The organism is Streptomyces sp. NPDC102279 (assembly GCF_044766365.1).
In the GTDB taxonomy this organism is placed as follows: domain Bacteria; phylum Actinomycetota; class Actinomycetes; order Streptomycetales; family Streptomycetaceae; genus Streptomyces.
The window spans coordinates 221,334-248,159 of sequence record NZ_JBIWLU010000001.1 but is presented as its reverse complement, the minus strand read 5'-3'; the positions used below and the strand labels follow the sequence as shown (position 1 = coordinate 248,159).

The following is a 26,826-nucleotide window of genomic DNA, read 5'->3' as shown; positions in this document are numbered from 1 at the left end:
CTCCCGATGTGGGCACCCCTGAATCGGTCTGCACCGCAGTACCCGTAAGACGTTGGAGAGTTGGAGTTCCCACATGACCGAAGCAGCCACGCCGACGCGAAAGGTGCTCAAGGGGATCGAGGCGTCCGGCGCCCACCCGGTGGAGTACCGCTTCGCCCACGCGCGCAGCGGCAACCGCCACCTCATGGTCGTGTTCTCGAACATCTACGCCCCCGACGACTACGGTTGGGGCACGGGTGTGCTGGACGGCCTGCGGTCGAACATCCTGTGGATCCGGGACCGGTTCGTGGAGAAGAACACCTACTACCTCTGCAGAGAGATGGACTTCTCGGTCGAGGCGTCCGTCATCACCCTGATCACCAGTGTCACGAAGGCCCTCGGGCTCACTCCGGGCGACGTCACGCTCTGGGGCAGTTCCAAGGGCGGAAGCGCGGCCCTCTACTACGGGTTGAAGTACGGGTTCCGGAACATCGTGGCGAGTGTCCCGCAGCTACGGATCGGCTCGTTCGTGCGGGAGACGTATCCGGAGGTCGGCCGGCACATGCTGGGCGAGGCGATGTCCGACGACTCCGTCGCCGTCCTCGATGCCCTGCTTCCGGACCTGCTCGCCTCCGGCGCGAACCCCGAAGCCCACATCTACATGGTGTCCTCGCCGCAGGACGAGCAGTACCCGACTCAGGTCGAGCCCTACCTGGGGCTTCTGCAGGCGTACCCGAACTTCAACCTGATCTTCAGCGAGTCCCCCTTCATCACCGGCCACGGGAAGGTCACCCAGCGCAACACACCACCGTTGCTCGGCATCGGATACCTCCTCGTCGAGGGGATCGCGCCGCGGCTGGGAGTGACCCGGCACGGCTACGAGCAGCCAGACGCGGACCGATCCGCGATCGACACCTATCTCGCCTCGACCTCGGTGCTGCGAGGCGCCGAGTTCCCGGCGCCCACCGTCTCCGCCCCGGCAGCGCATGCCCAACTGCCCTGCGACCAGGTCCGGTTCAGCGGTCAGGCCCTCGGTGCCGTGCGCGTCAGCGTCTGGGAACAAGGCAAGTTCATCGGCCAGGCTCCCGTCGCACAGGACGGCAGCTGGAGCTGGGAGCTCGGCCGTACATGGAACCAGGGCGCGCACACGCTGAAGATCTTCTCCGCGGACGCTTCCGGGTTCCAGTCCGAGCGCACCGAAGTGGCGTTCACCGCGCTCGACGCGGGCGCCGCAGGTGTCGGTGGCTTCGTGGGCGGCACCCCGTCGGGCGGCGTGGCCCAGGAGCTTGCTGCGGGAGCTGCCGCGGTGCACACGCCGGCGGCCTACGAGCAGGTGATGGACGCTCGGGTGGTGTTCACCGGCGTGGCGGTTGGAGCCGTGGGGGTCGGCTTCCACGAGGGAGGACGCCTCCTGGGCAACGCGGCGGTCGGTCAGGACGGCACCTGGGCCTGGGAGACAGGGTGGGAGTGGGCGCCGGGTTCGTACACCGTGGAAGCCGTCGCTCTGGACGCCTTCGGCGGGCAGAGCCCCATCGCCCAGACGCCGTTCACCGTCCTCGGAGCGATGTCGCAAGTGACATCGGAGGGCGGGTACTACGGAGGCGAGTACTGAGCCGCGCTGCTCCGCATGACAAGGCCGTTGCCTGTACCGTCCGCCGCGAGCACCATGACAGTGATCCTGGTGGCTGAACTCACGAACCGGGTGGGCCCGGCACAAAGGCGGCGGCTCCGTCCTCCCGTGTCGGGAGGGCGGAGCCGTTTCGCCGGGGGAGCGGGGGTGCGGTCAGGCGTGGCGACGGTTTCCGGTGATGACCCGGTACAGGGCCAGCAGGATGAGCGAGCCGATGATGGCGGCGATCCAGGTGGACAGGTCGAAGAAGCCGTCGATGGAGTCCACGCCGAAGATGACCTTGCCGAGCCAGCCGCCGAGGAGACCTCCCGCGATACCGATGAGCATCGTGATGATGATGCCGCCCGGGTCCTTGCCCGGCATGAGCGCCTTGGCGATGATGCCCGCGAGCAGACCGATGAGTATCCAGGCGATGATGCCCATGATGTGTGTCTCCTACCTGGTCGTATAAAGGCTGTGTCAGAGACTCCGTGTGTTCCGTGTCAGCGATTTCAAACCCCCGAGAGTGGGTTCGCGGATTCTGTGGGACGACTGTGCGCGTCTGGACTTGGTACATCCGGCGCGAACCGCCGTCGCTGCACCGGCGCCGGATTCCTAGCCCGCCGCGATACGCAGCCTGATCGTGCGGGACTCGGGGCGGAGCGCGAACTCGGGCCACACGTCCGGGCCGCATGCCCGTGAGCCGAGGCCGTGTTGGGCCGCGTCGATGATGAGGTGGCTCGTCGTGGAGTCGGTGAGTTCGAAGGGGTGCTCGGCTCGGGCGATCTGCTGGGGGGTGTGGCGGCTGAGGGTGAAGCCGGGGCGGCGTCCGCGGGTGTCGGCGAGGGTCCTGATGCGAAGAACCTCGGTGGCACCACTGGTCAGTGTCAGCCGGCGCAGCTCGGCGCGGTGGCCGGTCTCCTGAGGGCGGGCGTAGTTGACGGAGAGGTCGCGGATCGTGGACGTGAAGTGGCCTGTCCGGGCGGCGTGGAGACTGTCGGGATAGGACTCCAGCGGGCCCAGGCCGAACCACTCGGCCCCGTCGACGGGAGCCGCGACGTCGGGCAGATCGAAACGGATCCCGATCCGGGGCCACACCGTCCGCCAACCGTGCGACGGTTCGATCTCGACGCGCAGTTCCAGCTCGCCGTCCTCGACCGACCAGATGGACTCCATCATCACCCACACCGCGGAGTTCGCCGCGGAGACCTTGTCGAGAGTGCGCAGGGCATCCTGCGTGTGCTCCACACCGATGCGCCGTGCGGTCAGACGGTCCAGGCCGTCACGACGCCACAGGTCTGCATGCGACGTACCGGCGATGCTGTCGTCGCTCCCTTCGACTCCGTCGGACGGGCTTTCGTCGTTGTCGGTCGGCGCGCGGAACAGTTCGAGGTGCGGCCCCGACACGGGGCGGTCGCCGAGGCGGACAAGGGATCCGCCGGTGAACTCGGCGATTCCGAGGGAGCGGTGGCCGTCGCACGGCTGCCAGTCGGCCTGCTGGCGAACGGTAGGCACGGGACGACGTGCTGTGCAGTCCAGTTGGGCGGTCGCGACCACATGTCCCTTGGGCGCCCAGGGCGTTGGCGACGCCAATGCCACGTCGATCGTCAGCCACGTCTCGGCGTGGGGTGCGGGGGTGACCGGGGGCAGAGGCGTCCACCCGGACTCGCCCGCGGCGAGGACGGCCACGTCCAACTCGCCGGATGCAACGCGGACTCCGTCGTGCTCCACGCGCCAGCGGAAGCTGAGGTCCGCCGTGTCGGCCGTGTGCCGCAGGTTGGTGACCGCGACCTTCCCGCCGTCGAAGACGAGGTCGATGGGCCGCGTGACCGCCGCGAACTCGAACAGGCTCGGGCTGGGCACATCGTCGCTCAGCAGCATGCCGTCCATGACGAAGTTGCCGTCGTGCACGACTTCGCCGAAGTCGCCCCCGTAGGCGTAGTACGGCGTTCCGTCCGGGGCCGCGGCGAGGAGGCCGTGGTCGCGCCACTCCCACACGAAGCCGCCGTGCAGTCGCGGATACTGCCGTACGAGCGCCTCGTACTGGTCGAGCGCCCCCGGTCCGTTGCCCATCGCGTGCGCGTATTCGCACAGGAGGAACGGCTTGGTGCGTTGCCGGGCGCTCTGCGCGGGGGTGCAGTTCAGCAGGGGGGACCGCGCGCCGTCGGCTCCGATCTGCTCGGTCTCCGACACCGAGGCGTACATGCGTGAGTAGATGTCGGTGTACGCGCCGGTGTAGTCACCCTCGTAGTGCACCGGCCGGCCGGCGTCGCGGGCGTGGACCCATGCCGACATGGCGGCCAGGTTCCCGCCGGTACCCGCCTCGTTGCCGAGCGACCAGATCACGACGCCGGGGTGGTTCTTGTCCCGTTCGACCGTGCGCCGGATGCGGTCCAGGTAGACCTCGCGCCACGCCGGGTCGTCACTCGGGTTGCCGGCCCAGCCGACCTGGTCGAAGCCGTGCGTTTCCAGATCGCATTCGAGGACCACCCAGAAGCCGAGTTCGTCTGCCAGGTCGAGCAGTCGGGGATGCGGCGGGTAGTGGCTGGTGCGGATGGCGTTGACGTTGAACCGCTTCATGCGGGCCAGGTCCTCCCGGGCGTGCGCCTCGTCGAAGACACGGCCACGCTCAGGATGCGCCTCATGGCGGTTCACCCCGTGGAAGACGACGCGTCGGCCGTTGACCAGGAACAGGTCGCCGCGGATCTCGACGGTGCGGAATCCCACCCGCAGCGCGACGGCCTCCGCGGCCGTGGACACGGTGGCCTCGTACAGGCGGGGCTGTTCGGCCGACCAGGGTCGCGCATCGGGGACGTCGAGGGGGGTGATCTCGCCCGGTGCGGTCCAGACGTGCTCGATGTCGAGTTCGGGTATGCGCAGGGTGACCGGGAAGGCGGACGCGTCGGCGGTGATCTCCGCCTCGATCCGTCCGTGACCGTCCTCGAATCCGGTCCGCAGCCAGACGTCCTCGATGCCGCCGACGGGCCGGGCGAGGAGCGTGACGTCGCGGAAGATGCCCGGCAGCCACCACTGGTCCTGGTCCTCGACATAGCTGGCCGCCGACCACTGGTGCACGCGCACCGCGACCGTGTTGCCGCCTGCGCGGACCGCGGCGGTCACATCGAACTCGTGGGCCAGTCGGCTCCCGCTCGCGCTGCCGACCTCGGCGCCGTTCACCCATACCCGGAACAGCGACTCGACACCGTCGAAGCGCAGCAGCACACGCTCGGCGTCCGACCAGTCGGCGGGCAGGTCGAAGTGCCGGCGGTAGTCGCCTGTCGGGTTCTCGTCCGGGACGTGCGGCGGATCGATCGGGAAGGGGAACTGGATGTTCGTGTAGATCGGCCGGCCGTAGGCCCCGTCACCCTCCAGCACCCAGTGGGAGGGCACGGGGATGCTGTCCCATCCGCGGTCGTCGAAGCCGTCGGCCGCGAAGTCCTCCGGTCCGGACGCCGTGGGGGAGAGGCGGAAGCGCCAGGGCCCGTTCAGGGAGAGCGAAGGCGCGTCGGAATGCAGCCACGAGCGCGCCGGACGCAGCGCGCCACGTCCTGGCGTGATGTCGGAGACATGGGGGGAGAGCTCGGTGGACAAGAGGTCACAACTCTTTCTTGATGTCACATGCGACGGGGCTGCGAGGTGGCGCGCACGGTCCTCTATCGGACGACGACCGTGCGGATCTCCCAGGGGCCGAGGGCGAGTTCGAGTTCGTTCGCGGCCTGCGCCCGCGAGATCGGTCGGCCGAGCAGATCCACGGTGGTGGCCTCGGAGAACGCGCCCGTCACACGGACGGTTGACGCGGTGTCGCGCATCGCGGCCAGGCGTACCTCGATCCCGGCTGCGGTGACGTCGTCGGTGACACGGCGGACACTGGACACCAGGACGTCCTGGCCGTCGACGCGCAACCCGGCCGCGTCGGGCGGCAGTTGGCCGGCGGCGAGCGCGGTCCCCCGAGTGACGAGCACGTCGTTGCGGAACTCCTCGGCGAGAGCGACCGCGTGGGCCCCGCGCCAGCCCGTGGCCGACGGAACGACGGCGAAGCGGTTCTCGATCCGCATACCGAGGTCCTGGGCACCCGGAGCCGGAATCTCGCTCGCGGCGGGCTCGTCGCGCAGAGGGTGGATGTTGACGCTGATCGAGCCGATCGCGCGCAGCAGGGTGAGGGCGAGTTCGGAGCCGTCGTCGACGAGTTCGTACTCGCTGGAGTGATCGAGGAGAACGCTGGCGGGGCCCGCGGACACGAACGTACTGGCGGGGAAGGTCGGCAGCGGGTGCTCGCCCCAGCCGCCCTCGGCGGTGAGCCCGCGCTCGGTGACGGCGAACTGGCCGGCGGACGAGGACGTGGTCACCGGCTCGGGCAGCGGTACGTGCAGGCGCAGCCGGTGATCCGCGGAGCGGTTCAGGAACGCGGTGGAGATACGTACGAACGGTTCGCCGGTGCGTACCTCGACGAGCATCTCCACCGGAGTCGGCAGGGTGCGCTCGTCGCGCAGGTCACGGTCGTCGGAGAGCCCGGCGGGCCACGCGTAGACGCGGGTGACCCGCAGCCGTGAACGCAGCGGACCGTCCTCGAGGAGGTCGACGGTGAGCTGTGTCGGTTCCCGCACGAGGACGTCGTGCGCCGGGGGAGCGTAGTTGTAGCTGTCGCCGCGGTCACCGCCGTCGACGAGGCGGCCGACCCCGCTCAGCCGGGTGCCGTCGAGCCCGGTGATGTCCAGCGTGCCGTCGGCGGCGACGGAGACAGCGACCAGGCCGTTGGAGAGTGTGCGGCCCGTCGCGGTCGCGGGTGTGTACGCAGCCGGTGTGGGCGTGTCTGGTGTGGGCCTGTCCGGGCCGGGCGAGGTCGCGAAGGAGCCCGGCGCGGCGGAGCCGCCCTCGCGGGGCTCGACCCGGAAGGAGGTCAGCCCGGAGGCAGGCACCTTGACGGGAACGAGTGCGGTGGCGCGGGCCTCCTCCATCGTCAGCACGCGCCACTCACCCGGATGGGCGACAGCGGCGGCGGCGACCTCCTGGCGCAGGATCATCAGGTCGAAGGGTCCGCCGGAGGGGACCTCCGCGAGGTGGAAGGCCAGCGAGCCGGGATTGAGGTCGTAGTGGTCGATGAGCCGACCGAACAGTTCACGGCGGTGGATGCGGCGCAGCACACGCTCAAGCTGTGAGGCGTCCATGCGCTCGTCGCTGAGGACCGTCGGTGCCTCAGAGATCAGCTGCACTGGGTGCTCCGAGCCGTCGGCGAAGGTCGCGACCGGGCTCGTGCCCTCGGGCGGCGCGACGACGTTCACCTCGACCAGCGCCGTGCGTTCGAACGGCAGGGGGTTGGCGACCAGATGGGCGTCGCTCGGCACCAGGCCGGCGGGTTCGGCGAGCGCCGCGTCCCGGACGGCGCGAGCGGTCTGCGCGGCCTCCGCCAGACGCGCGGCGACCTGGTCGCACGTCTCGTCGGTGCCGGAGCCGACGACCGAGTCGTGCGCGCTCGACTCGATGACCTTGTGCCAGGCGAGCGTGAGGAACGGCGAGTCGTCTCGCCGGGACCACAGGGCGTTCATGCGCTCGGCGTGGTCGAGCGTGCGCTCGGCGACCGCCATCCGCTGCTTCAGCCCGAGGCGGACGGAGAGCACGCCCGGGAGGATGTTGCCGCGCACATGGCTGCGCAACTCGCCGGTGACGACGGCCGGCACCCCGTCACGCACGTGCTCGCGGAGGTATTCGTCCAGCGTCGCGACGGTGATGGGGCGCCCCTCGCCGGACGCCTGCCGCAGCCACGCCGCGAGGTGCGGATCGGGCGCGTTGTGGTCGGTGCCGGCCATCGCCAGCACCGGGTCGTTGCCCCAGCGGCCGGCCGTCATCTCCGCGTAGTCGTTCAACGCGCGGCCGATCCGGTCGGGCACCAGCAGCACATCGAGCCCGTTGTCGTAGCCGTCGAAGAGGAACTCGGTGCGCACCTCGGAGCCGTCGGGGGCGCGCCAGCGGAAGGCGTGGCCGTCTACGGAGCCGGGCACGCCACGCCACAGAGCCGCGTGCCCGATGCCGGCGCGCGCGAGGATCTGCGGCATCTGCGCGACGTGGCCGAACATGTCGGGCAGATACCCGACGGGCATCGCGCCCCCGAGTTCTGCCGCGGCGGACCACCCCATCTGCAGGTTGCGGACGATGGTCTCGCCCGAGCAGAGGAACTCGTCGAGCAGGATGAGCCACGGCCCGACGGCCAGCCGTCCCTCGCGGACCAGGGCCGCCACACGGTCGCGGTTCTCCGGCCGCATCTCCAGGTAGTCCTCGACCGCGGCCATCTGCCCGTCGACGGTGAACCGGAAGTCGGGGTTCGTCTCGGCCGTCTCCAGGACGGTGTCGAGGGCGGTGACCAGCCGGTGCCGGAACACCTGGAACGGCTCGTACCATTCCCGGTCCCAGTGGAAGTGGGGTACGAAGACAGCGGAGTTGCTCATGGCGGCGAGGACCTTCTGTACGGGCCGGGCGTGCGGAGGCGGGAGGGTGCGGCTGTGGTCACTTGAGCGAACCGGCTGCCAGACCGGTGCGCCAGAACCGCTGGAGGAGAATGAACACGATGATCACGGGCACGATCGACACCAGCGAGCCGGTGATGACGGACTGCTGCAGGAGCGGTGCCCGGGCGGTCTGGCCGTTCCACTGGTACAGGCCGAGTGTGATCGGGAACAGGGACTCCTTCTGCAGCATGACCATCGGCAGGAAGAAGTTGTTCCAGATGGCCACGAACTGGAACAGGAAGATGGTCACCAGCGCGGGCGTCATCAGCTTGAACGACACGGAGAAGAACGTGCGGAACTCCCCCGCACCGTCCAGGCGTGCCGACTCGATCAGTTCCTGGGGAACGGCTGCGGTGGCGAAGATGCGGGCCAGATAGACGCCGAACGGGCTGACGATGCTGGGCAGGAACACCGCGAGATAGGTATTGACGATCCCGGTCGCCGAGAACAGCAGGAACAGAGGCAGCGCCAGCGCGGTGGTGGGGACGAGGACACCGCCGAGGACGACGGAGAAGAGGAACTCCCGCCCGCGGAACCGGAACTTGGCCAGGGCGTAGCCGCAGAGCGCGGAGATGAGCGTGCCCACGGCGGCGCCCAGCACGGCGTAGATGACGGTGTTGACCGCCCACCGCCCGAAGATGCCGTCGCTGCGCGTGAACAGGACGCGCAGGTTGTCGAGCAGGTTGAAGTGCGAGAACGCCAGCCCGTTGGTGGAGGCGAGGTCGCCCTGCGGCTTGGTGGCCGCGACGATGAGGAAGTAGATCGGCAGCAGGAAGTAGATCGCGAGCAGGAGCATCAGGGCCATGGCCGCTGAGCGGCTGACGCGGCTTTCACGGTGTGTGGACGCGTTGCTCACAGGCCGGCCCTCTTCGAGGTCAGTCGCATGAATCCGAAGCTCAGGACGAAGGTGATGACGGCGATGACCACGGAGATCGCGGCGGCCTGCTGGTAGTTGTTCCCCGATGCCACGGCGTAGGCGAGCATGTTCGGCGTGAACGTGCTCGAGATGTTCGATGAGATCTGCCGCAGCACGGCCGGCTCCGCGTAGAGCTGGAGCGTTCCGATGATCGAGAACACCGTGGTCAGGACGATCGAGGGAGCGATGATCGGTACCTTGATCTGCCACGCGATGGCCCAGTTGCCCGCGCCGTCGAGCTTGGCGGCCTCGTACAACTCCGGCGGGATCGACTGCAGGGACGAGTACATGATGAGCATGTTGTATCCGGTCCACAGCCAGGTGGAGACATTCGCCGCCGACCAGAGCACCGCGCCCGGGCCGAGGAAGTCGGGGTGCAGGCCGACGCCGTTCAACAGATCCACGACGGGGCTGAGTTGGGGCGAGTAGAGGTACGACCACATGATCGCGGCGATCACACCGGGCACGGCGTACGGCATGAACGCGGTGATGCGGAAGACGGATTTGAGCTTCAGCAGGGGAGTGTCGAGGAGCAGCGCCATGACGAGGGCGACGAGCAGCATGACCGGCACCTGCACGACGCCGAAGAGTCCGATGCGCCCGATGCTCGACCAGAACTCGGTGTTCTCGAACACCTTCTGGTACTGCTCGAACCCGCCGAAGGTCGTGTAGGAGGTGCCGTACTGGCCTCCGGTGCGGTGCACGGCGCGGAAGCTCTGCCAGAGCGCATAGCCGACCGGCACCAGGTAGAACAGCACGAACGGGAGGAAGAAGGGGATCAGGAACGCGGTGATGGTGCCCGCCCGGGGGCCGCCGCCGTGCGGAAGACGACGGCGGCCGCCCCCGGTGGACGGCACCTCACGCGTCGTGCGCGTGCGGGTCGCGAGGTCGGTCATGCCGTGCTCACTCGCCTGCCGTGACCGGGATCGCCTGGTCCTTCATCGACTTCAGCGCGGAAGACTGGGCGGCGGAGAGCGCGTCGGCGAGGGTGCCGTCACCGGCCGCCGCCTTGGCCATCGCGTCCTGCAGCGCGAGGTTCACCGTCTTCTGGGTGGGGCCCCACGCGAAGCTGGTGTCGATCTTCTTGGACGAGTCCGCGAAGACATCGAAGATCTTCTCGTTGTTGTAGTATGGAACGCCCTTGGACAGGGCGGGCAGTTGCAGCCCGGCGTTGGCGGCCGGGTACAGGCCGCCCAGCTTGTTCTCCAGCGCGAGGGCCTCGGGGTCGGTGGTGAGCCACGCGTTGAACTTGGCCGACTCGTAGAGGTGCTTGCCGCCCTTCATGAACGCGACGGTCGAGCCGCCCCAGTCACCGGACGTGCCGTCGGCACCCCATGTCGGCATCGGCACGATGCTCCACTTGCCGGCCTGCTTGGGCAGGTTGTCGCGGAACATGCTGTAGCCCCAGGCGGCGCCAACATAGCTGGCGATCTGGTCCTTCTGGTACGCGGCGTACATCTGCGTCGAGCCGTTGGCGAGGTCGGTGCGCACGAGCTTCGCGGCGATCAACTTCTGCCAGTAGTCGGCGACTTGCCCGCTCTGCTTCGACGCGACGGTGACGTGCCACTTGTCACCGGAGTAGCTGTACATCCTGGCCTTGTTCTGCCAGATGAGGCCGTTGAACCATTCGGCGTTGTTGGGGTCGAAGAACGTGATGTCGAGGTCGGGGTCGGCCTTGTGGAGCTTCTCGGCGGCCGCCGCGTACTCGTCCCAGGTCGTCGGTATGTCGATGCCGTGCTTCTTGAAGAGGTCGCTGCGTACGTACAGCGCCATGGGGCCGGTGTCCTGCGGGAGGGCGAACACGCCGGTGCCCCCGAAGCTGGACTGCGACCAGGTCCACGGCACGAACTTCGACTTGGCGGCGCCGGCGGCCGAGCAGGCCGAGGCGTCCACGAAGGCGTTCTGTGTACGCAGGTTGGGCAGTTGGTCGTAGCCGACCTGGGCGAGGTCCGGCGCCTTGCCCGCCTTGAGAGCGTTACCGAGGGTGCCGTACTGGTCGTTGGAGATGTTCTTCGTCTCGACGTGGATGTCCGGGTTCTGCTTGTTCCACAGGGCGACGACCTTGTCCATACCCGGAACCGTGTTCCAGTACTGGAGCGTCACCTTGCCCTTCGTGGGCTCGCAGGACTTCGCGGACGACTCGGTGGACGGGTCGGACGATGAGCATCCGGCGAGTACGACGGAGCCGACGGCCGCGGCGACGACGGCAAGGCGGATGCGCGTGCGTGTGCTGCTCATAATTTCCGTTCCAGACAACGGCTAGCGACGGTGCTAGACGGCTCGATGCGGAACCCTCGGGCTGAACACCCTGTGGGCGGAAGGCATACGCCGCGACGGTTCCGGCGCAAGCGCCGAGTTGCCGAGGCGACGTGGTCGAAAGAGCTGGCCAAGTACTTGTGAGCGATCCCGTGAACGCTCACGGGAGCGTTCACGGGAAGACCCGGAGATACCCCGCGCAATGCAATGCGGAGTGGTCGGAAGTCTGCGCTCCGGCGCGCTTCCACGTCAAGACATTCGCTACGGACGCGTTTCCGGCGGGTTAGGCCGAGCCGCTCAACCGCAGCTCGGCACGCACGATCAGGTCGTCGGCCACCTGCGTGCGCGGTTGTGACAACAGTCGTGCGACCTGCTCGATGGCGAGCGCGCCGAGCTGCCGCGTGTCGAGGGCGACGCTCGTGAGCGGGGGTTCCAGGAGCGCCCCGAGCTGAAGGCCGTCGAAGCCGATGACCGCCAGATCCCGCGGAACGTTCTTGCCGAGGCGCCGGGCCTCCCGAAGTGCGCCGATCGCGATGATGTCGTTGAACGTGAAGACGGCGGTGACATCGGGATGGGCTCCGAGCAGCTCCCTGAGCGCCTTGCCGCCGCCGTCGGCCGTCTGGTCCGCACCCACGACCATCCCCGCGTCGATCCCGTGCGCCCTTGCGGCCGACGTGAACCACGCGTGCCGGATGCTCGGTTCGGCCCGGGTGTGGTGGTCGAGCATGCCGATCCGCGTGTGGCCCTTCGCGGCCAGGTGCGCGATCGCGGCGTGGACCCCGTCCTGACCTTCGATCCGAATCGACGTGAACCGCGAGGACCCGCTCTCACGCCCGATGAGCACCACCGGCATACCGCGGGTGAACGAGTCGAGTTCGCTGTCCGGACAGCTGAAGTAGCCGATGACCGCGTCGACCTGCGAACTGATCACCTGAAGCGTGCCGCGCTCCTCTTCCGCACGGTCGGCGGTGTCGTACACGACGACATGCCAGCCGCGCGCCCGAGCGGCTTCCAGCGCGGAGGCCGCGACCTCGGTGAAGAACGGGTTGAGCAGATCCGGGATGACCAGCCCGATGGTCATCGTGTCCTGACGCACCAGGCCCCGGGCGAACCGGCTCGGCCGGTAACCCAGCGCGTGAGCGGCGTCCAGCACACGCTGTTTGGTGTCGCTGTCGATCTCGTCCTTGTCATTGAGGGCCCGCGACACGGTCTGCCGGGACACTCCGGCGGACCTGGCGACGTCATTGATCGTGACCCTCCGGGGCTCCGTCCCCGATTTCGACACCATCGCCTACCTCCTGCTTCTCGCAAACGCCGGTGCGCGCAGCCTGAGTATGCACGTACGAGGCGATGGCATGAAGCGGCCGCATGAAGCGGGCTCGGGGGCGAGGCGGTCGATCCCGGTGGGGTTGCCGAGGCGGCGTTGGCCCGGCGGGACGCGGATCCCGTTCCCATCGGCCTGAAGTCCTCCACGATCGACCGTCATGGTGGCCGCGTGGCGTGCCCGGCGTTTCGGCAGTCTTTGCCGGAGGGCTCTGCGTTCTGCCCGACCTTCGCGGCCGCAAGCCACTTTCGAACGTGCGGCAGCCGCGTCCGGAGAACCGGAGTCGGGGCCTGATGAACCGTCAAGAGGCCAGGTATGGATGGGTATCGAGGCCTGTCCGTCGCGACCGCCCGGCGCGACGGTTCTGGTACGGGTGCATTGCCGCCACTGATGTCCCCACAGATGCTGTGCGAGAGGCGCCGGCCGGGGACTTCCCCTGCCGGCGCCTCGTGACGGGACCGGAACCACCCGGCCTCGGTGTCAGTGCGCGGCGTTCGGCGTCGCGGACTCACCGTGGGCGACGGGCTTCGCGTTCACCAGGAAGGCGGCGGAGAATCCGGCGAGGACCATCGCGCCGACCGCGTACCAGATGGCGTGGGTGTAGCCGTGCACCACCCCGGCGGCCACGACCTCCGCCTTGCGGGACGGGTCGGTGAGGTGGCTGCCGATGTACGTGGACGTGGCCGAGGTGGCGATGGTGTTGAGCAGGGCCGTGCCGAGCGAACCACCCACCTGCTGCGAGGTGTTGACCATGGCCGAGGTGACACCGGCGTCCTGCGGGCGCACGCCCTGTGTCGCGGTGGAGAACACGGGCATGAACGTGAGACCCATGCCCAGGCCCAGGATGAGCTCGGCGGGCAGCACGTGGGTCGCGTACGACGAATCGACGCCGAGCTGGGTCAGGATGAGCAGGCCGCAGGCGGCCAGGATCATGCCGGGCACCATGAGGGCACGAGCCGGGACGCGGGACAGCAGCCGGGCGGAGATCTGCGTGGAGCCGAGGATGATCGCGGCGGACATCGGCAGGAACGCCAGGCCGGTCTTGACGGGGGAGTACCCGAGGATGCCCTGCAGGTAGTAGGTCATGAACAGGAACAGACCGAACATACCGATCGTGGCGAAGCCCATCGTGAGGAAGCAGCCGGCCCGGTTCCGGTCGCGCAGGATGCGCAGCGGCAGCAGGGGCGACTTGGCGCGGGACTGCCACAGGACGAACAGGGCGAGGAGCAGCACACCGCCCACGAGCAGCGAGACGACCATCGAGTCGCCCCAGCCGCGCGGCTGGGCCTCGGAGAAGCCGTACACGATGGCGATGAGGCCGCCGCAGCCGAGGATCACGCCGGGCACGTCGAGCCGAACGTCCTTGTGGCCCGGGCGGTCGTGCAGCAGGATGACCGCGCCGATGACGGCGACGATCGCGATCGGGATGTTGACGTACAGGCACCAGCGCCAGTTCAGGTACGAGGTGAGGATGCCGCCGAGAAGGAGGCCGACCGCACCACCCGCGCCGGCCAGCGCGCCGTAGATGCCGAACGCCTTGCCGCGCTCTCGCGGATCGGTGAAGGTCGTCGTCATCAGGGACAGTGCCGACGGGGCGAGGAGTGCGCCGAAGACGCCCTGCGCGGCCCGGGCCCCGAAGAGCATCGCGGAGCCGGTCGCGGCACCGCCGACCGCGGACGCGGCGGCGAAGCCGATCAGGCCGACGATGAAGGTCCGCTTGCGGCCGACGAGGTCGGCGACACGTCCGCCGAGCAGCAGCAGACCGCCGAAGGCGAGCGTGTAGGCCGTGATGACCCACTGGCGGTTGCCGTCCGACATGCCGAGGGCCTCCTGGGCGGACGGCAGCGCGATGTTCACGATCGTCGCGTCGAGGACCACCATGAGCTGGGCCAGGGCGATGACGACCAGGCCCCACCAGCGGCGGGGATCGGCCGGCTCGACCGAATCGGAGGCGTGCGAGCCCGGTGCCGTCCGGGTGGCGCCGGCGGGTATGGAGTCACTCATGTCGAGGACGTCGCTTCCTTGGTGAGGCATGCGCCGCGAAGGGCGGCGCGGGACGGAGGACCGTGTTCCGGCGCAACGAGGCCCGGGACGCGGTGGGACGGTGACGGAAGGCGCGATGGGCGGGAACGCCGGTTCCCCTCATCGCCTCGTCCGCGGAGGTCGTGAAGCGCATGCGTGGCAGGTGCCAGTGCGCAGCACCACCGATAGTCAGCATCGCTGATTATCAGAAGCAGGATACGCTACCTCGTATGACGGACGACGCCGAACTGTCCGACCTGCTCACGCTCCGGCTGGGGTACCTGGTCAAGCACGCCTACCTCGAACTCGCCGCCCTCATGGCCAGGGCGCTGGAGCCGTACGGCGTGCTGCCCCGCGAGTTGGGCGTGCTCTCGGTGATCGGGGCGGACGGTGCCGAACGCTCTCAGAACGAGTTGGCCTCGGCGATCGGCATGGACCGCACGACGATGGTGGCCGTCATCGACGAACTCGAAGGCCGCGGACTGGTGGAACGCCATCGCAGCGCCAGGGACCGTCGCCGAAACGTGGTGACCCTCACGGACGCCGGTGTCACGTGTCTGCGTGACGCGGAACAAGCCCGCGCCGAGGCCGAAGCGGCCTACCTCGCTCCGCTGGACTCCGAAGCCGCGCGGGCACTGACCGACGCGCTGCGCGTCCTCCACCACGCTCACGCCGCCCCGCACGGCGGGCGTCTGCTGGGCGCCACCGCGCCGACAGCCCAGGCGCACTGCGCTGCTGCCGCCGGCGAATCAGTCGGAACCTGACGCGGCCGGTGCGCCGACCAGCCCGGTCGGCGCACCCATGGCGTCGGCCCAGTCGCGCGCCGACCCGGATCCACTACCAGGGCACTTCGCCCTCGTCGTCGAAGAAGCGACCCGTCGGTCCGTCGGCCGGTGCCGTCGCCAGGAGGATCGCGGAGGCCGCGCCCTGCTGCGGCGTACGCACTCCCCGGAAGCCATTGAGGTCGGTTGCCGTATAGCCGGGGCAGACCGCGTTGATGAGGATGTTCGTGTCGGCGAGTTCCCTGGCGTACTGCACCGTGACGGCGTTGAGGAACGTCTTGGACGGCGAGTAGGCGACGGCGATGGGGCCGACTTCGGCGCCAGGAGTCGTCTGGAGCGTGAGGGAGCCGACGCTGCTGGAGACGTTGACGATCCGCGGCGACGGCGAACGACGGAGCAGCGGAAGCAGGGCGTTCGTCACGCGGATGACCCCGATCACGTTGGTCTCGACGGCAGCCCGCACCCTGTCCACGTCGACCGTGGTGGGCTCCTGTGGTCCGCCACCGGTGATCCCCGCGTTGTTGACGAGCGCGTCGAGACGCCCGGCCCGCTCCTCCACCAACCGGGCCGCCGCGGTCACACTCGCGTCGTCGGTCACGTCGAGCGGAACGCCGAACGCGTCGACTCCGGCCGCGCGCAGCTTCTCCACGGCGGCCTCGCGCCGCTCCTCGTCCCGAGCGCCGACCCCGACGGTCCAGCCCAGAGCGCCGAGTCCCGCGGCGATCTCGTACCCGATTCCCTTGTTGGCTCCGGTCACGAGCGCGACCTGCGGCTGATTGGCGATGTTCGTTTCACTCATGACATCCATGCTTCTCCCGGCCCGGGCGCCCCGTCCAAGACCGATCGGGTGGCCGGCGATACCGCCCGGGTATCGTTCCTGGCAGCCCCCGCTAGGCTGGCGCAATGGAGACGCGTGAACTGCGGTACTTCGTCGCGGTCGCCGAGGAACTGCACTTCGGCAGGGCCGCGCAGCGACTCGGCATCGCCCAACCCCCGCTGAGCAGGGCGATCGCCCAGCTCGAACGGCGACTGGGCGCCACGCTCCTGAACCGTGACAGCCGGGGTGTCACCCTCACCGCGGCCGGGACGGTGCTCCTCCACGAGGCGGGAGCGGCACTGGACGCCGTCGAAGCCGCCGAGCGTCGAACCCGCCGGGCCGCCCTCGCCGCGACCGGTCGCCCCGCCGTCGTCCTCGCCGCGAAAGCGGGCGCCTCCGGCGAGCTCCTGGCGAAGATCCTGGGCGCCTACGCCGCCGAACCCGATGCTGTCCGCGTCGAGGTCATGCTGTGCGGGCCGGGGGAGCAGGCCCGCGTGCTGCAGGACGGCCGGGCCGACGTGGCACTCCTGCACCGGCCGTTCGACGACACGGCCGGCTTCGACACCGAGGACCTGCACACGGAGCGCCAGATCGTGATCCTCCCGTCGGGCCATCCGCTCGGCATCCGCCCCCACCTGCGGCTGGAGGAGATCAGCCACCTCTCCGACCTTCCCCTGCCTCGCTGGCCGCGACCCGACGGCACCTTCGCGGACGGCCCGGGCCCGCAGGTACGCGACCACACGCAGCTCACTCAACTCATCGCACTCGGCCGGGCCTGCGCGATCGTCCCGGAGTCGGCATGCGCCGGCCTCGGCGAGGACCTCACCGCCGTCCCGGTCCCCGACGCCCCTCACGTGACCACCGTCATCGCCTGGCCCCCGCACAGCCGCTCGCCGGCCGTCGCAGGGCTGGTCCGGGCTGCCGTCACCCTTTGACCGGGCCGTACGACATTGCCGCGTCGGACCCGCAGGCATGCTGGTGATCACAAGACGGACACTCCTGCCCCACGGGCGTGCCGCGCGTCGCATGATGCTCCCTCAGTACCAGCACGTCCATGGGAGACCGAGCATGCGCGCCCGTACCGTTTCCGTCGCCATCCTGCTCGTGCTCACCGCCTTCGCGGCCGGGTGCGGCAGGCGTGCCGGCCACGAGCCGGTCAGCACCACTGACGGAGCCACCGCGGTGGCCAGTCCGACCGACAGTGCGGCAGCCGCGCGCCGCCCGTGCGTCGATGCCATCGCCGAGTCCCCCTCCGGGCCAGTTCCTGATGTATGCAAGTCACTCAGCGAGACCCAGTACGCCTTGGCGTACGTGGACGGTGTCGACAAGGCCGAGGGGCGGGGCTGAGGGCTGCATCGTGTTGTTGAGGTGGATGGGGAGGCGTCATCCGGTGGCCGGTGGCCGGTGGCGACCGGACGGCAGCAGCGCTTCCTGTTCCGGCGGCGCGCTTTTCTCGACGGTGGTGGAAACCTGACCCTTGCTTTGCTGCACTCAAGTAGTACCTGCAACAGATATGCAGCAAGCTGGATGGTGTGGCTGAGGACAATCGATCGAGATGGCACCGCATCCGTACGTCGATGACCCGCAAGGAGTGGGTCAGTGTCGGCGGGATGGCCGCGTTCATCCTGGCGCTGCACGTCATCGGCTGGTTCACGCTGGTCGCGATCGTCGCTCCGGAGAACTACAGCCTGGGCACCAAGACCTTCGGCATCGGCATCGGTATCACCGCCTACACCCTGGGTATGCGGCACGCCTTCGACGCCGACCACATCGCGGCGATCGACAACACCACCCGGAAACTGATGAACGAGGGGCAGCGTCCGCTGTCCGTCGGCTTCTGGTTCTCCCTCGGCCACTCCAGCATCGTCTTCGCGCTCGCCTTCCTGCTCTCCCTCGGCGTCAAGGCCCTGGCGGGTCCCGTGGAGAACGACGACTCCGAGCTGCACAGCATCACCGGCTGGATCGGGACCACCGTCTCCGGCGTCTTCCTCTACGTCATCGCGACCATCAACCTGCTCATCATGGTGGGGATCTGGCGAGTGTTCCGCGAGATGCGCTCCGGCCACTACGACGAGGCCGCGCTGGAGGAACAGCTCAACAACCGGGGCTTCATGAACCGGATCCTCGGCCGCCTCATGAAGTCGATCACCAAGCCCTGGCAGATGTACCCGCTGGGTCTGCTGTTCGGCCTCGGCTTCGACACCGCCACCGAGATCGCGCTGCTGGTCCTCGCCGGCTCGGGCGCGGCCTCCGGGCTGCCCTGGTACGCGATCCTCTGCCTGCCCGTCCTGTTCGCGGCCGGGATGTCGCTTCTGGACACGATCGACGGATCGTTCATGAACTTCGCCTACGGCTGGGCCTTTTCCAAGCCGGTCCGCAAGGTCTACTACAACCTCACCATCACCGGCCTGTCGGTCGCTGTCGCCCTCATCATCGGCACCGTCGAACTCCTCGGCCTGGTCGCCGAGAAGGCCGGCCTGCACGGTGTCTTCTGGGACTGGATCGCCGGCCTCGACCTGAACGTCATCGGGTACGTCATCGTCGGCCTGTTCTTCGCCACCTGGATCGTCGCCCTGCTGGTGTGGAAGTTCGGACGGATCGAGGAGAAGTGGACGGCGGACCTCGCGCGACCGGCTGAACAGCAAGCCGAGTAGGGCGCGTTCGGCGGTACAGCCCACAGGGTTCCCCCTTGCGACGCATCCCGACCGGCTGACGGGGCGAACCAGCCGCACCGCCGCAACCGCAGCGAGCCCACCCTCCGGATCCGGACGTCCTGTATGCACCCGCCGGGGGCGTATCCGGGATACCGGCTGCCGCCGCAGCGGTCGGTCGCCCTGCGCTGCGCTCCTCGTCCCTGATCAAGGGGGAAGCTGACCCCTCAGGCTCCCGCTTGCAGGCGGAGGCCCGTCAACGTCAGCTCCAGTGCGGAGCGGAACTGGTCGACGTCGTCGTGGCCGTCGAACTCGTCGACGATCTCGTGAACGAAGGGGAAGTCCTTGGGGTCGAGCTCCCGCCACGCCTCGGCATAGCGGCCGAGGAACTCGTCGCGGTCCACGGCGCCGTCAAGGATCTCCTGCGGCGGCTCCTGGCCCATGTCGACGGCGGAACCGACGACGACCCCCACGATCGCGGACACGGCGTGAAACCGCTGGTGCGCACTGAGATCCAGGCGAAGGGTCTGTTGGCCGAGCCTCTCGTACAGGCGCAAGGAGTTGCTCTGCACGTTGGTGTTGCGCATGAAGTACGCGCCCAGCCAGGGCCGGTCCACGATCGCGTCGAACAGTGTCACGGCCATTCCGCGAAGGTCGGCGATCGGGTCGTCGCTGCCCGGGAGCTTCTCCACGTCGGACAGCACCGCGCCCATCACGTGGTCGGTGGCGCGGTCGAGCAGTTCGTCTTTGCTCGCGACGTACCAGTAGATGCTGGCGACGCCACCGCCGAGGCGCTGCGCGAGTGCCCGGAACGTCAGAGCCGGCGCGCCGGCCTCGTCGAGCAGGGCGACCGCCTCGGTGAGGACGGACTCCATCGAGTGCGAGGCCCGTCGACGGCCCGCGCCTGAGCGGTCTTGCAGGCGTGCCATGGCTTCCATCCCATCACGTCTTGCGTCGTATCGAACGTTGTTCTATCGTAGCGCATCGTACGTTGTTCGATAGCCGAACGACGTTCGATCGGGAGGACCGTCATGACCACTGCCACGTTTCACATTCCGTCACGCACCACCTATCCGTCCCTACGCGCGGCGTGGATTCCCCTGGCCGCCCTCTGCCTGGCCTTCTTCGTCGAGATGGTCGACAACACGTTGCTGTCGATCGCGCTGCCCACGATCGGCCGCGACCTCGGCAGCGGCACGACCGCGCTGCAATGGGTCACCGGCGCCTACTCACTGACCTTCGGCGGCCTGCTGCTCACCGCCGGGTCGATGGCCGACCGGCTCGGCCGCCGTCGCGTGCTGCTGATCGGACTCGCCGTGTTCGGCTCGCTGAGCCTGTGCGTCGTCCTGGTCACCACGGCAGGGGAGCTCATCGCCCTGCGAGCCGCACTCGGCATCGCCGCCGCGGCCATGGCCCCGATCACGAACTCACTGGTCTTCCGCCTGTTCGACGACAAAGCCCTGCGGATGCGCGCCATGACGGTGATGATCGTCGTCGGCATGTCCGGCTTCGTCCTCGGGCCGCTGCTCGGGGGCACCGCGCTGGCCCACGTGCGGTGGGAGTGGCTGCTGGTCGTCAACGCCCCGATCGCGTTGATCGCGTGCATCGGCGTCCGGCTCGGCGTCCCGGCCGACCGCCCGGAGGACCTGACCAAGGACGCGCTCGACGTGCCGGGCGCCGTCCTGAGCGTCAGCGCCATCGGGTTCGCCTGCTACTCGCTGACAAGCGGTGTCGAGCACGGCTGGCTCTCCGCGATCACCCTCGCGTCGATCGCGGGCGCCGTCGTGGCGGCGACGGCGTTCATACGGCACGAGCGGCGCAGCCCGGCACCGATGCTGGATCTGGGTCTCTTCACGAACGGCACCGTCCGCGGCGCCGTCATCGCGCAGATCGGCACGTCCATCGCGATGGCCAGCGTGATGTTCGGACTGATCCTCCACTTCCAGTACGCCTACGGCTGGAGCCCGGTACGGGCCGGCCTGGCCAACCTGCCGATCATCGTGACCATGCTCACCGCGACTCCCCTCTCCGAGTGGCTCGGACGCCGGTTCGGCCACCGCATCGCCTGCCTGGTGGGCGCGGCCTGCCTGGCCGGGTCGCTGGCGGGTCTCTCCTGGGGGGTCGACCACGGATACGCGGCCATCGCTGTCTGCATGGTGCTCATGACGGTGGGGCTGCGTACCGTGATGACGATCTGCGCGGTCGCTCTCGTCGACGCGATGCCGAGCAACCGCACCTCCATCGGCGCGGCACTCAACGACACGGCCCAGGAGGTCGGTTCCAGCGTCGGCACCGCAGTCGTCGGTACCCTGATCGCCGCGTTGGTCACCACCCAGCTCCCCGCCGGAACCTGGACGAGCGACCTCGTCGCGTCGTTCTTCCACGGCGAACGGATCACCTACGCCGTCCTCGCGGTCGTCGTCGGACTGATCGCGGCCACCGGCGCCCTGAGCCTCACCGACTCCCACTCCGTCGAGGAAGCCGCGGACGAGGAAGCCGCCGTCGAGGACGCCGTCGAGGAAGCCGCCTGACGGCGGGGTTCGGCAGGGTGTGACGGCATGACGCGGTCATCCCGCAGGCAGGCTCACGACGAATCTGGCCCCGGCGGTATGGCGGTGGTCGAATCGCAGGTCTCCGTCGGCGGAACGGGCGAGGCGTCTGGCCAGCGGCAGTCCCAGGCCCGCGCCGGTGTGTCCGTCGGCGGTGTCGGCCCGCCGGCCGGGTTCGAAGAGGTGGGGGACGAACGGGGGCGGTACGCCGGGTCCGTCGTCGGTGACGTCGATCCGTACGCCGTCGGATGTCCCGTCCACGTGGACGGTGACGCGGGTGCGGGCGTAGCGGCAGGCGTTCGCGAGGAGCGGGCTGACGATGCGTTCGAGGAGAGCGGGCGCGACGCCGACCGCCGGGCAGGACCCGTCGACAGTGATCGTCAAGTGCGCCGGCGGACAGGAGAGTTCGGCGAGTTGGCGCAGGGCGATGAGGGGTTCCGCCGTGCCCGGAGTGGCGGTGGCGCCGTCGCGGGCGTCGTCCAGGAGCGTGTCGCAGATCGTTCGCATGGACACGGCGGCATCGGTGATGACCCGGTGGGAGGCGCGGGTCTGATCGGCGGTGCGCGGACGGCCCTGCCACCAGTCGAGTTCGGCGATGATGCGGCTCAGCGGGGTACGGAGCTCGTGCGACAGCTCCCCGGTGAGCTGCTGTTCGTGACGCAGGAGCGTGCGAATCCGGTCGAGCAGGGAGTCCAGTGACGTGCCGAGACGTGTGAGTTCGGCGGGGTGCCCCTTGCTGCCGAAGCGTTCCGCCGAGGCCACGGCGCTCCACTGGGCGGCCTGGTCGGTCATCGCGCCGACGGGGCGGAGGGCGCGTCCCACGGCCAGCCGCGTGAGCGCGTACGTGGAGGCGAGCATGACGGCGTCCAGAGCGAGCGATCCCAGGAGCAGGGTGTCGGCCGAACTTCGGTACGGGGAGAGGTCCAGGGCGGTGATCACCGTCGCCTCGGCGCGGCCCCCGGCCACCGGGAGTGCGCACAGCCGGAATGGTTTGTGGGATGAGGTGGTGACGCAGAGGCGGTCCCCGCGTGCCGCCAGTCGGTCGGCGACGTGGGTCAGTGGGCTTGCGGTGCCCGGCGGTGCCTCCAGCAGGTGCCGGCCCGCGTAGATCCACACGTTGGTGTCCAGCAGGTTGTCGTGCGACGACTCCACGACGTGCACGGCCGTGCCCGTCGTGTCGACCGTCGTGGCGACAGCTGCCGCGCGCGTGCGAAGTTCGTCGTCCGCCTGGTGCTGAAGGCGCTGCTGAGCCACGGCGTTGAAGGCCAGCGTGAGGACTGCCATCAGCAGTGCGGCCGTGGTGAGCGCCACCAGGGACAACCTGCCCCGCAGCGTTCGGGGTGTCAGGAAGCGCAGCAGTTCGCGCGCGGCACGCCTGGGTGGGTGGTTCGCCTCCCTCATGACAGGTGATGCCCGACTCCGCGGGCCGTGCCGATCGTCCGGTCACTGCCCGCCGCGCGCAGCTTGCGGCGGAGCCTCGTCAGATACTGGTCGAGTGTGTTGTCGTGGACCTGGGCACCCTCGGGCCAGGCCGCCCGGACGAGTTCGCGCCGTCGCACGATGCCGCCCGAAGCGGCGAGGAGCGCGGCCAGGATGCGGAACTCGGTCGGTGTCAGCTCGACCCGGACGCCGCGGACGCTCACCATGTGGCGGACCGCGTCCAGGATCAGGTCGCCCGCGGTGGCCGGTGCCGAGGGGACCGCCCGCTTGATGACCGCTCGCAGCCGGGCCGCCAGTTCGGTGAGGTGGAACGGCTTCGGCAGATAGTCGTCGCCCCCGGCGGAGAATCCGGCCAGCCGGTCGGGCAGCCGGTGACGGGCGGTCAGGAAGATGACGGGAGAGACGAATCCGTTGGCCCGCATCGCCTGGCAGACATCCCTGCCGTCGGCGTCGGGCAGACCGACATCGAGGACCGCGGCGGCGACGTCGTCCGTCGCCAGCCGAAGGGCGGTGGCACCGTCCGGCGCGGGGACCGTGTGGAAGTCCTCCTCGCGCAGGCCGCGCATCAGGACGTCACGCAGGGCGTGATCGTCCTCCACGATCAGGATCGTGTGGCGCATGGTCCTCCTTCCGCGGTGGTTCTGTGACGGTCGAACCGGGAGTCGGCCGGTCGGGAAGCCACCGGGCGGCAGCGGCCGCGCACACGCCCAGCCACCCCAGGGCGAACAGCCAGCCGCCGACGACATCGGTGAACCAGTGGACTCCGAGATAGATCCGCGTGAGCCCGACCAGGGCGCCCCAGATTCCGATGGCCACGGCGAGGAGGGTTCTGCCGGGAGGTCTGCGCAGGTACACGGCGACGACGAGCAGACCGGCGGCGAGGGCGGCCGTGGTGGTGTGACCGGAGGGGAACGCCCACCCCGAGGCATGTGTTTCCCAGACGGCACTCGGAGGCCGGGGCCGCGCGACGGTCGCCATCAACCCGTATCGCAGGGCCTGCCCGATCCCCAGGCAGGCCACACAGAGGGAGACGGCCAACAATCGCTGCCGGCTGGTGCGCCCTGCGACCACACCCGCCACTACGGCCAGCACGTAGGGAACGATGCCGGTTCCCGTGCCGGTGATCCCGCGGGCGAGTGCCACCGCCACGTCCGGCCGGTGGTGGACGGACCAGTTGAGCAGGCCGCTGTCCCAGAGCAGCGGCGCGCCGTCATGCCCCACGACGACCATGGTCAGCACGCCGAGGGCGATCAAGGCACCCAGAGCGCAGCCTGCGCACACCTCCGCCACCTCGCCGCGCTTCATGACGCCATCACCAGCGGTCGCAGACGTGTGGCCGTCATGTGCAGCGCGAGGGACTCCGGCAGCCGCCGCAGCGCGCACATGGAGAGGAGGGCCACGAGCGACCCCACCAGCAAGCCGGCCATCGCATCGTGCGGGTAGTGGACACCGACCCAGACCCGTGCGACGGCCATCGCGCAGGCGCCCACCACGGCGAGGGCGCCGAGCCGACGGCCGACGAAGAGCAGGGCTACGGCTGCCGCGGCGGCGATGGCGGCGTGGTTGCTGGGGAAGGACCAGTCGCCGGGCGCGGGGCACGCCTCCAGCGTGCTCACCTTCAGCCCCCGACAGGGGCGGTCCTCGCGCACCAGCGACTTCACCACCATGTCGATGCCGAAGGCCAGGACCACGACGAGCGGCACGGCGAGCGCCCGCACCGCGGCTGTAGGGCTCACACGGCGAGCTCCCCACCAGCCGGCCACCATGAGGACTGCGAACAGCAGGAGTCCGTACGTCGACCAGGCGGACACGGCACTGTCCAGCCACGAGGGGGACTCGCGGGCGAGGTCCACGACGTCGGTGTAGGCGGAGCCATCGATCGAGGAGCCGCCGAACGCCAGGATCATCCGTTGGACTCCCGAGCCTTGGCAGCGCGGCGCGAGCGGTACACCTCGGACGCGAGAGGAACCAGCGACACGATCACGATCACCGCGACGATGGGCAGCAGATAGCGGTCCACGTTCGGCACGGAGGAGCCCAGGGCGTAGCCCGCCAGAACGAGACCCATGCTCCAGACGAGTCCGCCGACCACCTGCCAGAGGGTGAAGGTCCGCACCGGCACTCCCAGGGCACCCGCCATCGGGTTCAGTACCGTACGCACCACCGGTACGAAGCGGGCCAGCGTGATCGCCTTCGCGTAGCCGTACCGCTCGAGCAGTTCCTGTGACCGGTTTGCACCCTCGTGGAGCCGTGTCGAGCGGCTGCGCTCCAGCAGGGCGCCGCCTGCTCTTCTGCCCAGGAGATATCCGCACTGGGAGCCGGCCAGCGCGCCGACCGCCGCGGATACGAGCAGCGGAGCGAGGGACAGCTGCAGGCCCCGGTCCGCGCTGCCGGTGCACAGCAGACCCGCGGTGAACAGCAGCGAGTCGCCCGGCAGGAAGAACCCGATCAGCAGCCCGGTCTCGGCGAAGAGGATCACGCCCACACCGATCACGCCGAACGCGGCGAGCAGTGACTTCGCGTCGAGCACGTTGACGGCGAGCTGGGAGGCCACGTCCGTGATCATGTTCGGGAGCCCTTCGTTTCCGTTGGCCGCCCGGCGTGACGAGGCGACGTCGACAGGCGACTACAGTTCCGTAGTCGGTCTACTGAACTGTAGACGATGTTGAGGAGTGGGAAGTTCCCCGCGGCGCGGAGTTGCACGACACAGGCCGGTGCGTTCACGACTGTGGCGGCCGGACGGGTTGTGACCGGGCGACGACCCGGCTCGCTGCCGTCTTCTGGAGCAGCCCGTAGGCGAGGACCGGCAGCAGGAGGTGTGGCTTCCCGGGCAGCGACGTCGTGATCAAAACCGCGCTCGCGCTGCTGTTGTTCATGCCGCAGGCGAGCGTCAGCGACGAGGCCGTGCCTGCCTCGAGCCGTAAGGCACGCGCGGCGATGCGCCCCAGCGCGAACGAGAGCCCGCAGATCAGGGCGGCCACGCCCAGGGCTGCGGCGATCAGCAGGGGACGGGGTCGGGCCAGGACAGAACTGAGCGCGCCGCTGGCGTTGACGTAGGTCAGAGCGGGCGAACCGGCCAGCGCGGCCGGCACGATCGTCCTGAGAAGGCGGCCGTGCCACTGCGCAGGCAGGACGAGGGAGCCCACCAGGCCGGCGGCACAGGGCAGCACGACCGCTGTGAGGGCGAAACCGTCCTGCGCCACACGGCCGGAGGCCGCGAGAGCATGACCGTATCCACCGCTGAGCAAGGGCGCCAAGGTCCCCAACAGGAATGGCGTGGTCAGCGGACTGGCCAGCGTGGAGATCAGGACCAGACCCACCATGGCCGGCTGATCGCCGTCACCCGTGTCCGTCCACACGGTCGCTCCGGCGGCGACGGGCATCGCCACCGTGAGGATCATCGCGGTGAGCAGGCCGCTGCCGCCGTCGGAGTCGGGCGTGTACCGCAGCAGGTGGGCGACGAAGGGCACGACCGCCAGCGGGATCGCGAGATGCAGGGCGAGCCCCGCGACCAGAACCCTCGGCCGCCGCACAAGGCGGCCGAGGGCACGCAGGCGGACCTGGAGCCCGGCGGAGAACAGCAGGAGGCAGAGAAGGAACGGCCCCATGTTCAGTGTCAGGTGCGCCGCGGGCAGGGGATGTGGTTCACGGAGCCATAACCCGGGGCCGGGTGCGAACAATGCGGCGATGTAGGCGAGAACGACAGCGCGGCCGAGCCGGGCGCGCAGCCACGTCGTGGCTCGTTCCGTGCGGGAGCGGGGCTCAGCGGTGCGGCGTACAGCGGTCGGCGGGGTCAAAGCGGTCTTCTTCCGTCGGTGGAACGAGGGCGGGACGGAAGTCCGCTATGCGTGGCCGCAACGTGTACATGGGCTCATGCTGTCTGCTCCGCGCGCGCCAAGGACGGGGACGCCACGTGGCGGTCAGGTTGTGTTCAGGAACGCGCTGACGCCGTCAGGAGCGAGGCAGACGGAGACCCTGGGT

Annotated in this window: 22 protein-coding genes; 6 read left to right on the top strand and 16 right to left on the bottom strand. The window is 69.4% G+C overall.

What is annotated here, in order from left to right:
- Positions 1–73 precede the first annotated feature (73 nt).
- Positions 74–1,591 carry a hypothetical protein gene (locus ACIRQH_RS01005; protein WP_388879813.1) on the top strand — a complete coding sequence of 506 codons (1,518 nt, stop codon included), beginning with the start codon at positions 74–76 and terminating at the stop codon, positions 1,589–1,591.
- 171 nt (positions 1,592–1,762) lie between these two features.
- On the opposite strand, the gene ACIRQH_RS01000 is transcribed toward ACIRQH_RS01005, so the two are convergent.
- The 8 genes from ACIRQH_RS01000 to ACIRQH_RS00965 all read right to left on the bottom strand — a co-directional run bounded on the left by ACIRQH_RS01000 (position 1,763) and on the right by ACIRQH_RS00965 (position 14,588).
- On the bottom strand, positions 1,763–2,032 hold the full coding sequence (locus tag ACIRQH_RS01000) for a GlsB/YeaQ/YmgE family stress response membrane protein (RefSeq protein ID WP_164369821.1): 270 nt from the start codon (positions 2,030–2,032) through the stop codon (positions 1,763–1,765).
- A gap of 171 nt (positions 2,033–2,203) precedes the next feature.
- On the bottom strand, positions 2,204–5,179 hold the full coding sequence (locus ACIRQH_RS00995) for a glycoside hydrolase family 2 TIM barrel-domain containing protein (RefSeq protein ID WP_404223442.1): 2,976 nt from the start codon (positions 5,177–5,179) through the stop codon (positions 2,204–2,206).
- Between the two features lie 62 nt (positions 5,180–5,241).
- Complete coding sequence (locus ACIRQH_RS00990) at positions 5,242–8,028, bottom strand: alpha-mannosidase (RefSeq protein ID WP_388934524.1); 2,787 nt, start codon at positions 8,026–8,028, stop codon at positions 5,242–5,244.
- Positions 8,029–8,086: 58 nt separating this feature from the next.
- Positions 8,087–8,893, bottom strand: a complete 807-nt coding sequence (locus ACIRQH_RS00985; RefSeq protein WP_358816403.1) for a carbohydrate ABC transporter permease — start codon at positions 8,891–8,893, stop codon at positions 8,087–8,089.
- 47 nt (positions 8,894–8,940) lie between these two features.
- Entirely contained in the window at positions 8,941–9,900 is a 960-nt protein-coding gene (locus ACIRQH_RS00980) for a carbohydrate ABC transporter permease (protein ID WP_404223439.1), read from the bottom strand.
- A gap of 7 nt (positions 9,901–9,907) precedes the next feature.
- On the bottom strand, positions 9,908–11,242 hold the full coding sequence (locus ACIRQH_RS00975) for an ABC transporter substrate-binding protein (RefSeq protein ID WP_358816401.1): 1,335 nt from the start codon (positions 11,240–11,242) through the stop codon (positions 9,908–9,910).
- Between the two features lie 301 nt (positions 11,243–11,543).
- A complete protein-coding gene (locus tag ACIRQH_RS00970) occupies positions 11,544–12,548 on the bottom strand; it encodes a LacI family DNA-binding transcriptional regulator (protein ID WP_388879802.1) in 1,005 nt (334 codons plus the stop codon).
- A 516-nt stretch (positions 12,549–13,064) separates the two neighbouring features.
- Positions 13,065–14,588: an MFS transporter gene (locus ACIRQH_RS00965; protein ID WP_404223436.1), complete on the bottom strand. Its 1,524-nt coding sequence runs from the start codon at positions 14,586–14,588 to the stop codon at positions 13,065–13,067.
- A 248-nt stretch (positions 14,589–14,836) separates the two neighbouring features.
- Here ACIRQH_RS00965 and ACIRQH_RS00960 point away from each other — a divergent pair, with 248 nt between their 5' ends.
- A complete protein-coding gene (locus ACIRQH_RS00960; protein WP_404223435.1) occupies positions 14,837–15,370 on the top strand; it encodes a MarR family winged helix-turn-helix transcriptional regulator in 534 nt (177 codons plus the stop codon).
- Positions 15,371–15,443: 73 nt separating this feature from the next.
- On the opposite strand, the gene ACIRQH_RS00955 is transcribed toward ACIRQH_RS00960, so the two are convergent.
- Entirely contained in the window at positions 15,444–16,187 is a 744-nt protein-coding gene (locus ACIRQH_RS00955; RefSeq protein WP_388879793.1) for an SDR family oxidoreductase, read from the bottom strand.
- A 104-nt stretch (positions 16,188–16,291) separates the two neighbouring features.
- Between ACIRQH_RS00955 and ACIRQH_RS00950 the strand changes: the two genes are divergently transcribed.
- The 3 genes from ACIRQH_RS00950 (at position 16,292) to ACIRQH_RS00940 (ending at position 18,859) form a co-directional block, all read left to right on the top strand.
- Positions 16,292–17,140 carry a LysR family transcriptional regulator gene (locus tag ACIRQH_RS00950; RefSeq protein WP_404223432.1) on the top strand — a complete coding sequence of 283 codons (849 nt, stop codon included), beginning with the start codon at positions 16,292–16,294 and terminating at the stop codon, positions 17,138–17,140.
- Between the two features lie 133 nt (positions 17,141–17,273).
- The gene (locus tag ACIRQH_RS00945) at positions 17,274–17,552 is read left to right on the top strand and encodes a hypothetical protein (protein WP_388879791.1); all 279 of its coding nucleotides are present in this window, start codon (positions 17,274–17,276) and stop codon (positions 17,550–17,552) included.
- Between the two features lie 230 nt (positions 17,553–17,782).
- Complete coding sequence (locus tag ACIRQH_RS00940; RefSeq protein WP_388880099.1) at positions 17,783–18,859, top strand: HoxN/HupN/NixA family nickel/cobalt transporter; 1,077 nt, start codon at positions 17,783–17,785, stop codon at positions 18,857–18,859.
- A 224-nt stretch (positions 18,860–19,083) separates the two neighbouring features.
- Here ACIRQH_RS00940 and ACIRQH_RS00935 read toward each other — a convergent pair whose 3' ends face one another.
- On the bottom strand, positions 19,084–19,731 hold the full coding sequence (locus ACIRQH_RS00935) for a TetR family transcriptional regulator (RefSeq protein WP_358816497.1): 648 nt from the start codon (positions 19,729–19,731) through the stop codon (positions 19,084–19,086).
- A 156-nt stretch (positions 19,732–19,887) separates the two neighbouring features.
- Here ACIRQH_RS00935 and ACIRQH_RS00930 point away from each other — a divergent pair, with 156 nt between their 5' ends.
- On the top strand, positions 19,888–21,387 hold the full coding sequence (locus ACIRQH_RS00930) for an MFS transporter (protein ID WP_404223430.1): 1,500 nt from the start codon (positions 19,888–19,890) through the stop codon (positions 21,385–21,387).
- A gap of 36 nt (positions 21,388–21,423) precedes the next feature.
- On the opposite strand, the gene ACIRQH_RS00925 is transcribed toward ACIRQH_RS00930, so the two are convergent.
- The 6 genes from ACIRQH_RS00925 to ACIRQH_RS00900 all read right to left on the bottom strand — a co-directional run bounded on the left by ACIRQH_RS00925 (position 21,424) and on the right by ACIRQH_RS00900 (position 26,453).
- On the bottom strand, positions 21,424–22,806 hold the full coding sequence (locus tag ACIRQH_RS00925; RefSeq protein ID WP_388934509.1) for a sensor histidine kinase: 1,383 nt from the start codon (positions 22,804–22,806) through the stop codon (positions 21,424–21,426).
- On the bottom strand, positions 22,803–23,465 hold the full coding sequence (locus ACIRQH_RS00920) for a response regulator transcription factor (RefSeq protein ID WP_358816392.1): 663 nt from the start codon (positions 23,463–23,465) through the stop codon (positions 22,803–22,805). Before ACIRQH_RS00920 ends, ACIRQH_RS00925 begins: the two co-directional genes overlap by 4 nt.
- Entirely contained in the window at positions 23,419–24,150 is a 732-nt protein-coding gene (locus tag ACIRQH_RS00915) for a phosphatase PAP2 family protein (RefSeq protein ID WP_358816391.1), read from the bottom strand. Before ACIRQH_RS00915 ends, ACIRQH_RS00920 begins: the two co-directional genes overlap by 47 nt.
- Entirely contained in the window at positions 24,147–24,752 is a 606-nt protein-coding gene (locus ACIRQH_RS00910) for a phosphatase PAP2 family protein (protein ID WP_388880092.1), read from the bottom strand. Before ACIRQH_RS00910 ends, ACIRQH_RS00915 begins: the two co-directional genes overlap by 4 nt.
- Entirely contained in the window at positions 24,749–25,411 is a 663-nt protein-coding gene (locus tag ACIRQH_RS00905) for a DedA family protein (protein WP_388880089.1), read from the bottom strand. The genes ACIRQH_RS00910 and ACIRQH_RS00905 overlap by 4 nt, the downstream gene beginning before the upstream one ends.
- A 154-nt stretch (positions 25,412–25,565) precedes the next feature.
- On the bottom strand, positions 25,566–26,453 hold the full coding sequence (locus ACIRQH_RS00900) for a sodium-dependent transporter (RefSeq protein WP_404223427.1): 888 nt from the start codon (positions 26,451–26,453) through the stop codon (positions 25,566–25,568).
- Between the last annotated feature and the right edge of the window lie 373 nt (positions 26,454–26,826).

Bases quoted from the DNA above. Each gene is read 5' to 3' on its own strand.
- ACIRQH_RS01005 (WP_388879813.1), top strand. From the start codon at position 74: ATGACCGAAGCAGCCACGCCGACGCGAAAGGTGCTCAAGGGGATCGAG.
- ACIRQH_RS01000 (WP_164369821.1), bottom strand. From the start codon at position 2,032: ATGGGCATCATCGCCTGGATACTCATCGGTCTGCTCGCGGGCATCATC.
- ACIRQH_RS00990 (WP_388934524.1), bottom strand. From the start codon at position 8,028: ATGAGCAACTCCGCTGTCTTCGTACCCCACTTCCACTGGGACCGGGAA.
- ACIRQH_RS00985 (WP_358816403.1), bottom strand. From the start codon at position 8,893: ATGGCCCTGATGCTCCTGCTCGCGATCTACTTCCTGCTGCCGATCTAC.
- ACIRQH_RS00980 (WP_404223439.1), bottom strand. From the start codon at position 9,900: ATGACCGACCTCGCGACCCGCACGCGCACGACGCGTGAGGTGCCGTCC.
- ACIRQH_RS00975 (WP_358816401.1), bottom strand. From the start codon at position 11,242: ATGAGCAGCACACGCACGCGCATCCGCCTTGCCGTCGTCGCCGCGGCC.
- ACIRQH_RS00970 (WP_388879802.1), bottom strand. From the start codon at position 12,548: ATGGTGTCGAAATCGGGGACGGAGCCCCGGAGGGTCACGATCAATGAC.
- ACIRQH_RS00965 (WP_404223436.1), bottom strand. From the start codon at position 14,588: ATGAGTGACTCCATACCCGCCGGCGCCACCCGGACGGCACCGGGCTCG.
- ACIRQH_RS00960 (WP_404223435.1), top strand. From the start codon at position 14,837: ATGACGGACGACGCCGAACTGTCCGACCTGCTCACGCTCCGGCTGGGG.
- ACIRQH_RS00955 (WP_388879793.1), bottom strand. From the start codon at position 16,187: ATGAGTGAAACGAACATCGCCAATCAGCCGCAGGTCGCGCTCGTGACC.
- ACIRQH_RS00950 (WP_404223432.1), top strand. From the start codon at position 16,292: ATGGAGACGCGTGAACTGCGGTACTTCGTCGCGGTCGCCGAGGAACTG.
- ACIRQH_RS00945 (WP_388879791.1), top strand. From the start codon at position 17,274: ATGCGCGCCCGTACCGTTTCCGTCGCCATCCTGCTCGTGCTCACCGCC.
- ACIRQH_RS00940 (WP_388880099.1), top strand. From the start codon at position 17,783: ATGACCCGCAAGGAGTGGGTCAGTGTCGGCGGGATGGCCGCGTTCATC.
- ACIRQH_RS00935 (WP_358816497.1), bottom strand. From the start codon at position 19,731: ATGGAGTCCGTCCTCACCGAGGCGGTCGCCCTGCTCGACGAGGCCGGC.
- ACIRQH_RS00930 (WP_404223430.1), top strand. From the start codon at position 19,888: ATGACCACTGCCACGTTTCACATTCCGTCACGCACCACCTATCCGTCC.
- ACIRQH_RS00925 (WP_388934509.1), bottom strand. From the start codon at position 22,806: ATGAGGGAGGCGAACCACCCACCCAGGCGTGCCGCGCGCGAACTGCTG.
- ACIRQH_RS00920 (WP_358816392.1), bottom strand. From the start codon at position 23,465: ATGCGCCACACGATCCTGATCGTGGAGGACGATCACGCCCTGCGTGAC.
- ACIRQH_RS00915 (WP_358816391.1), bottom strand. From the start codon at position 24,150: ATGAAGCGCGGCGAGGTGGCGGAGGTGTGCGCAGGCTGCGCTCTGGGT.
- ACIRQH_RS00910 (WP_388880092.1), bottom strand. From the start codon at position 24,752: ATGATCCTGGCGTTCGGCGGCTCCTCGATCGATGGCTCCGCCTACACC.
- ACIRQH_RS00905 (WP_388880089.1), bottom strand. From the start codon at position 25,411: ATGATCACGGACGTGGCCTCCCAGCTCGCCGTCAACGTGCTCGACGCG.
- ACIRQH_RS00900 (WP_404223427.1), bottom strand. From the start codon at position 26,453: ATGGGGCCGTTCCTTCTCTGCCTCCTGCTGTTCTCCGCCGGGCTCCAG.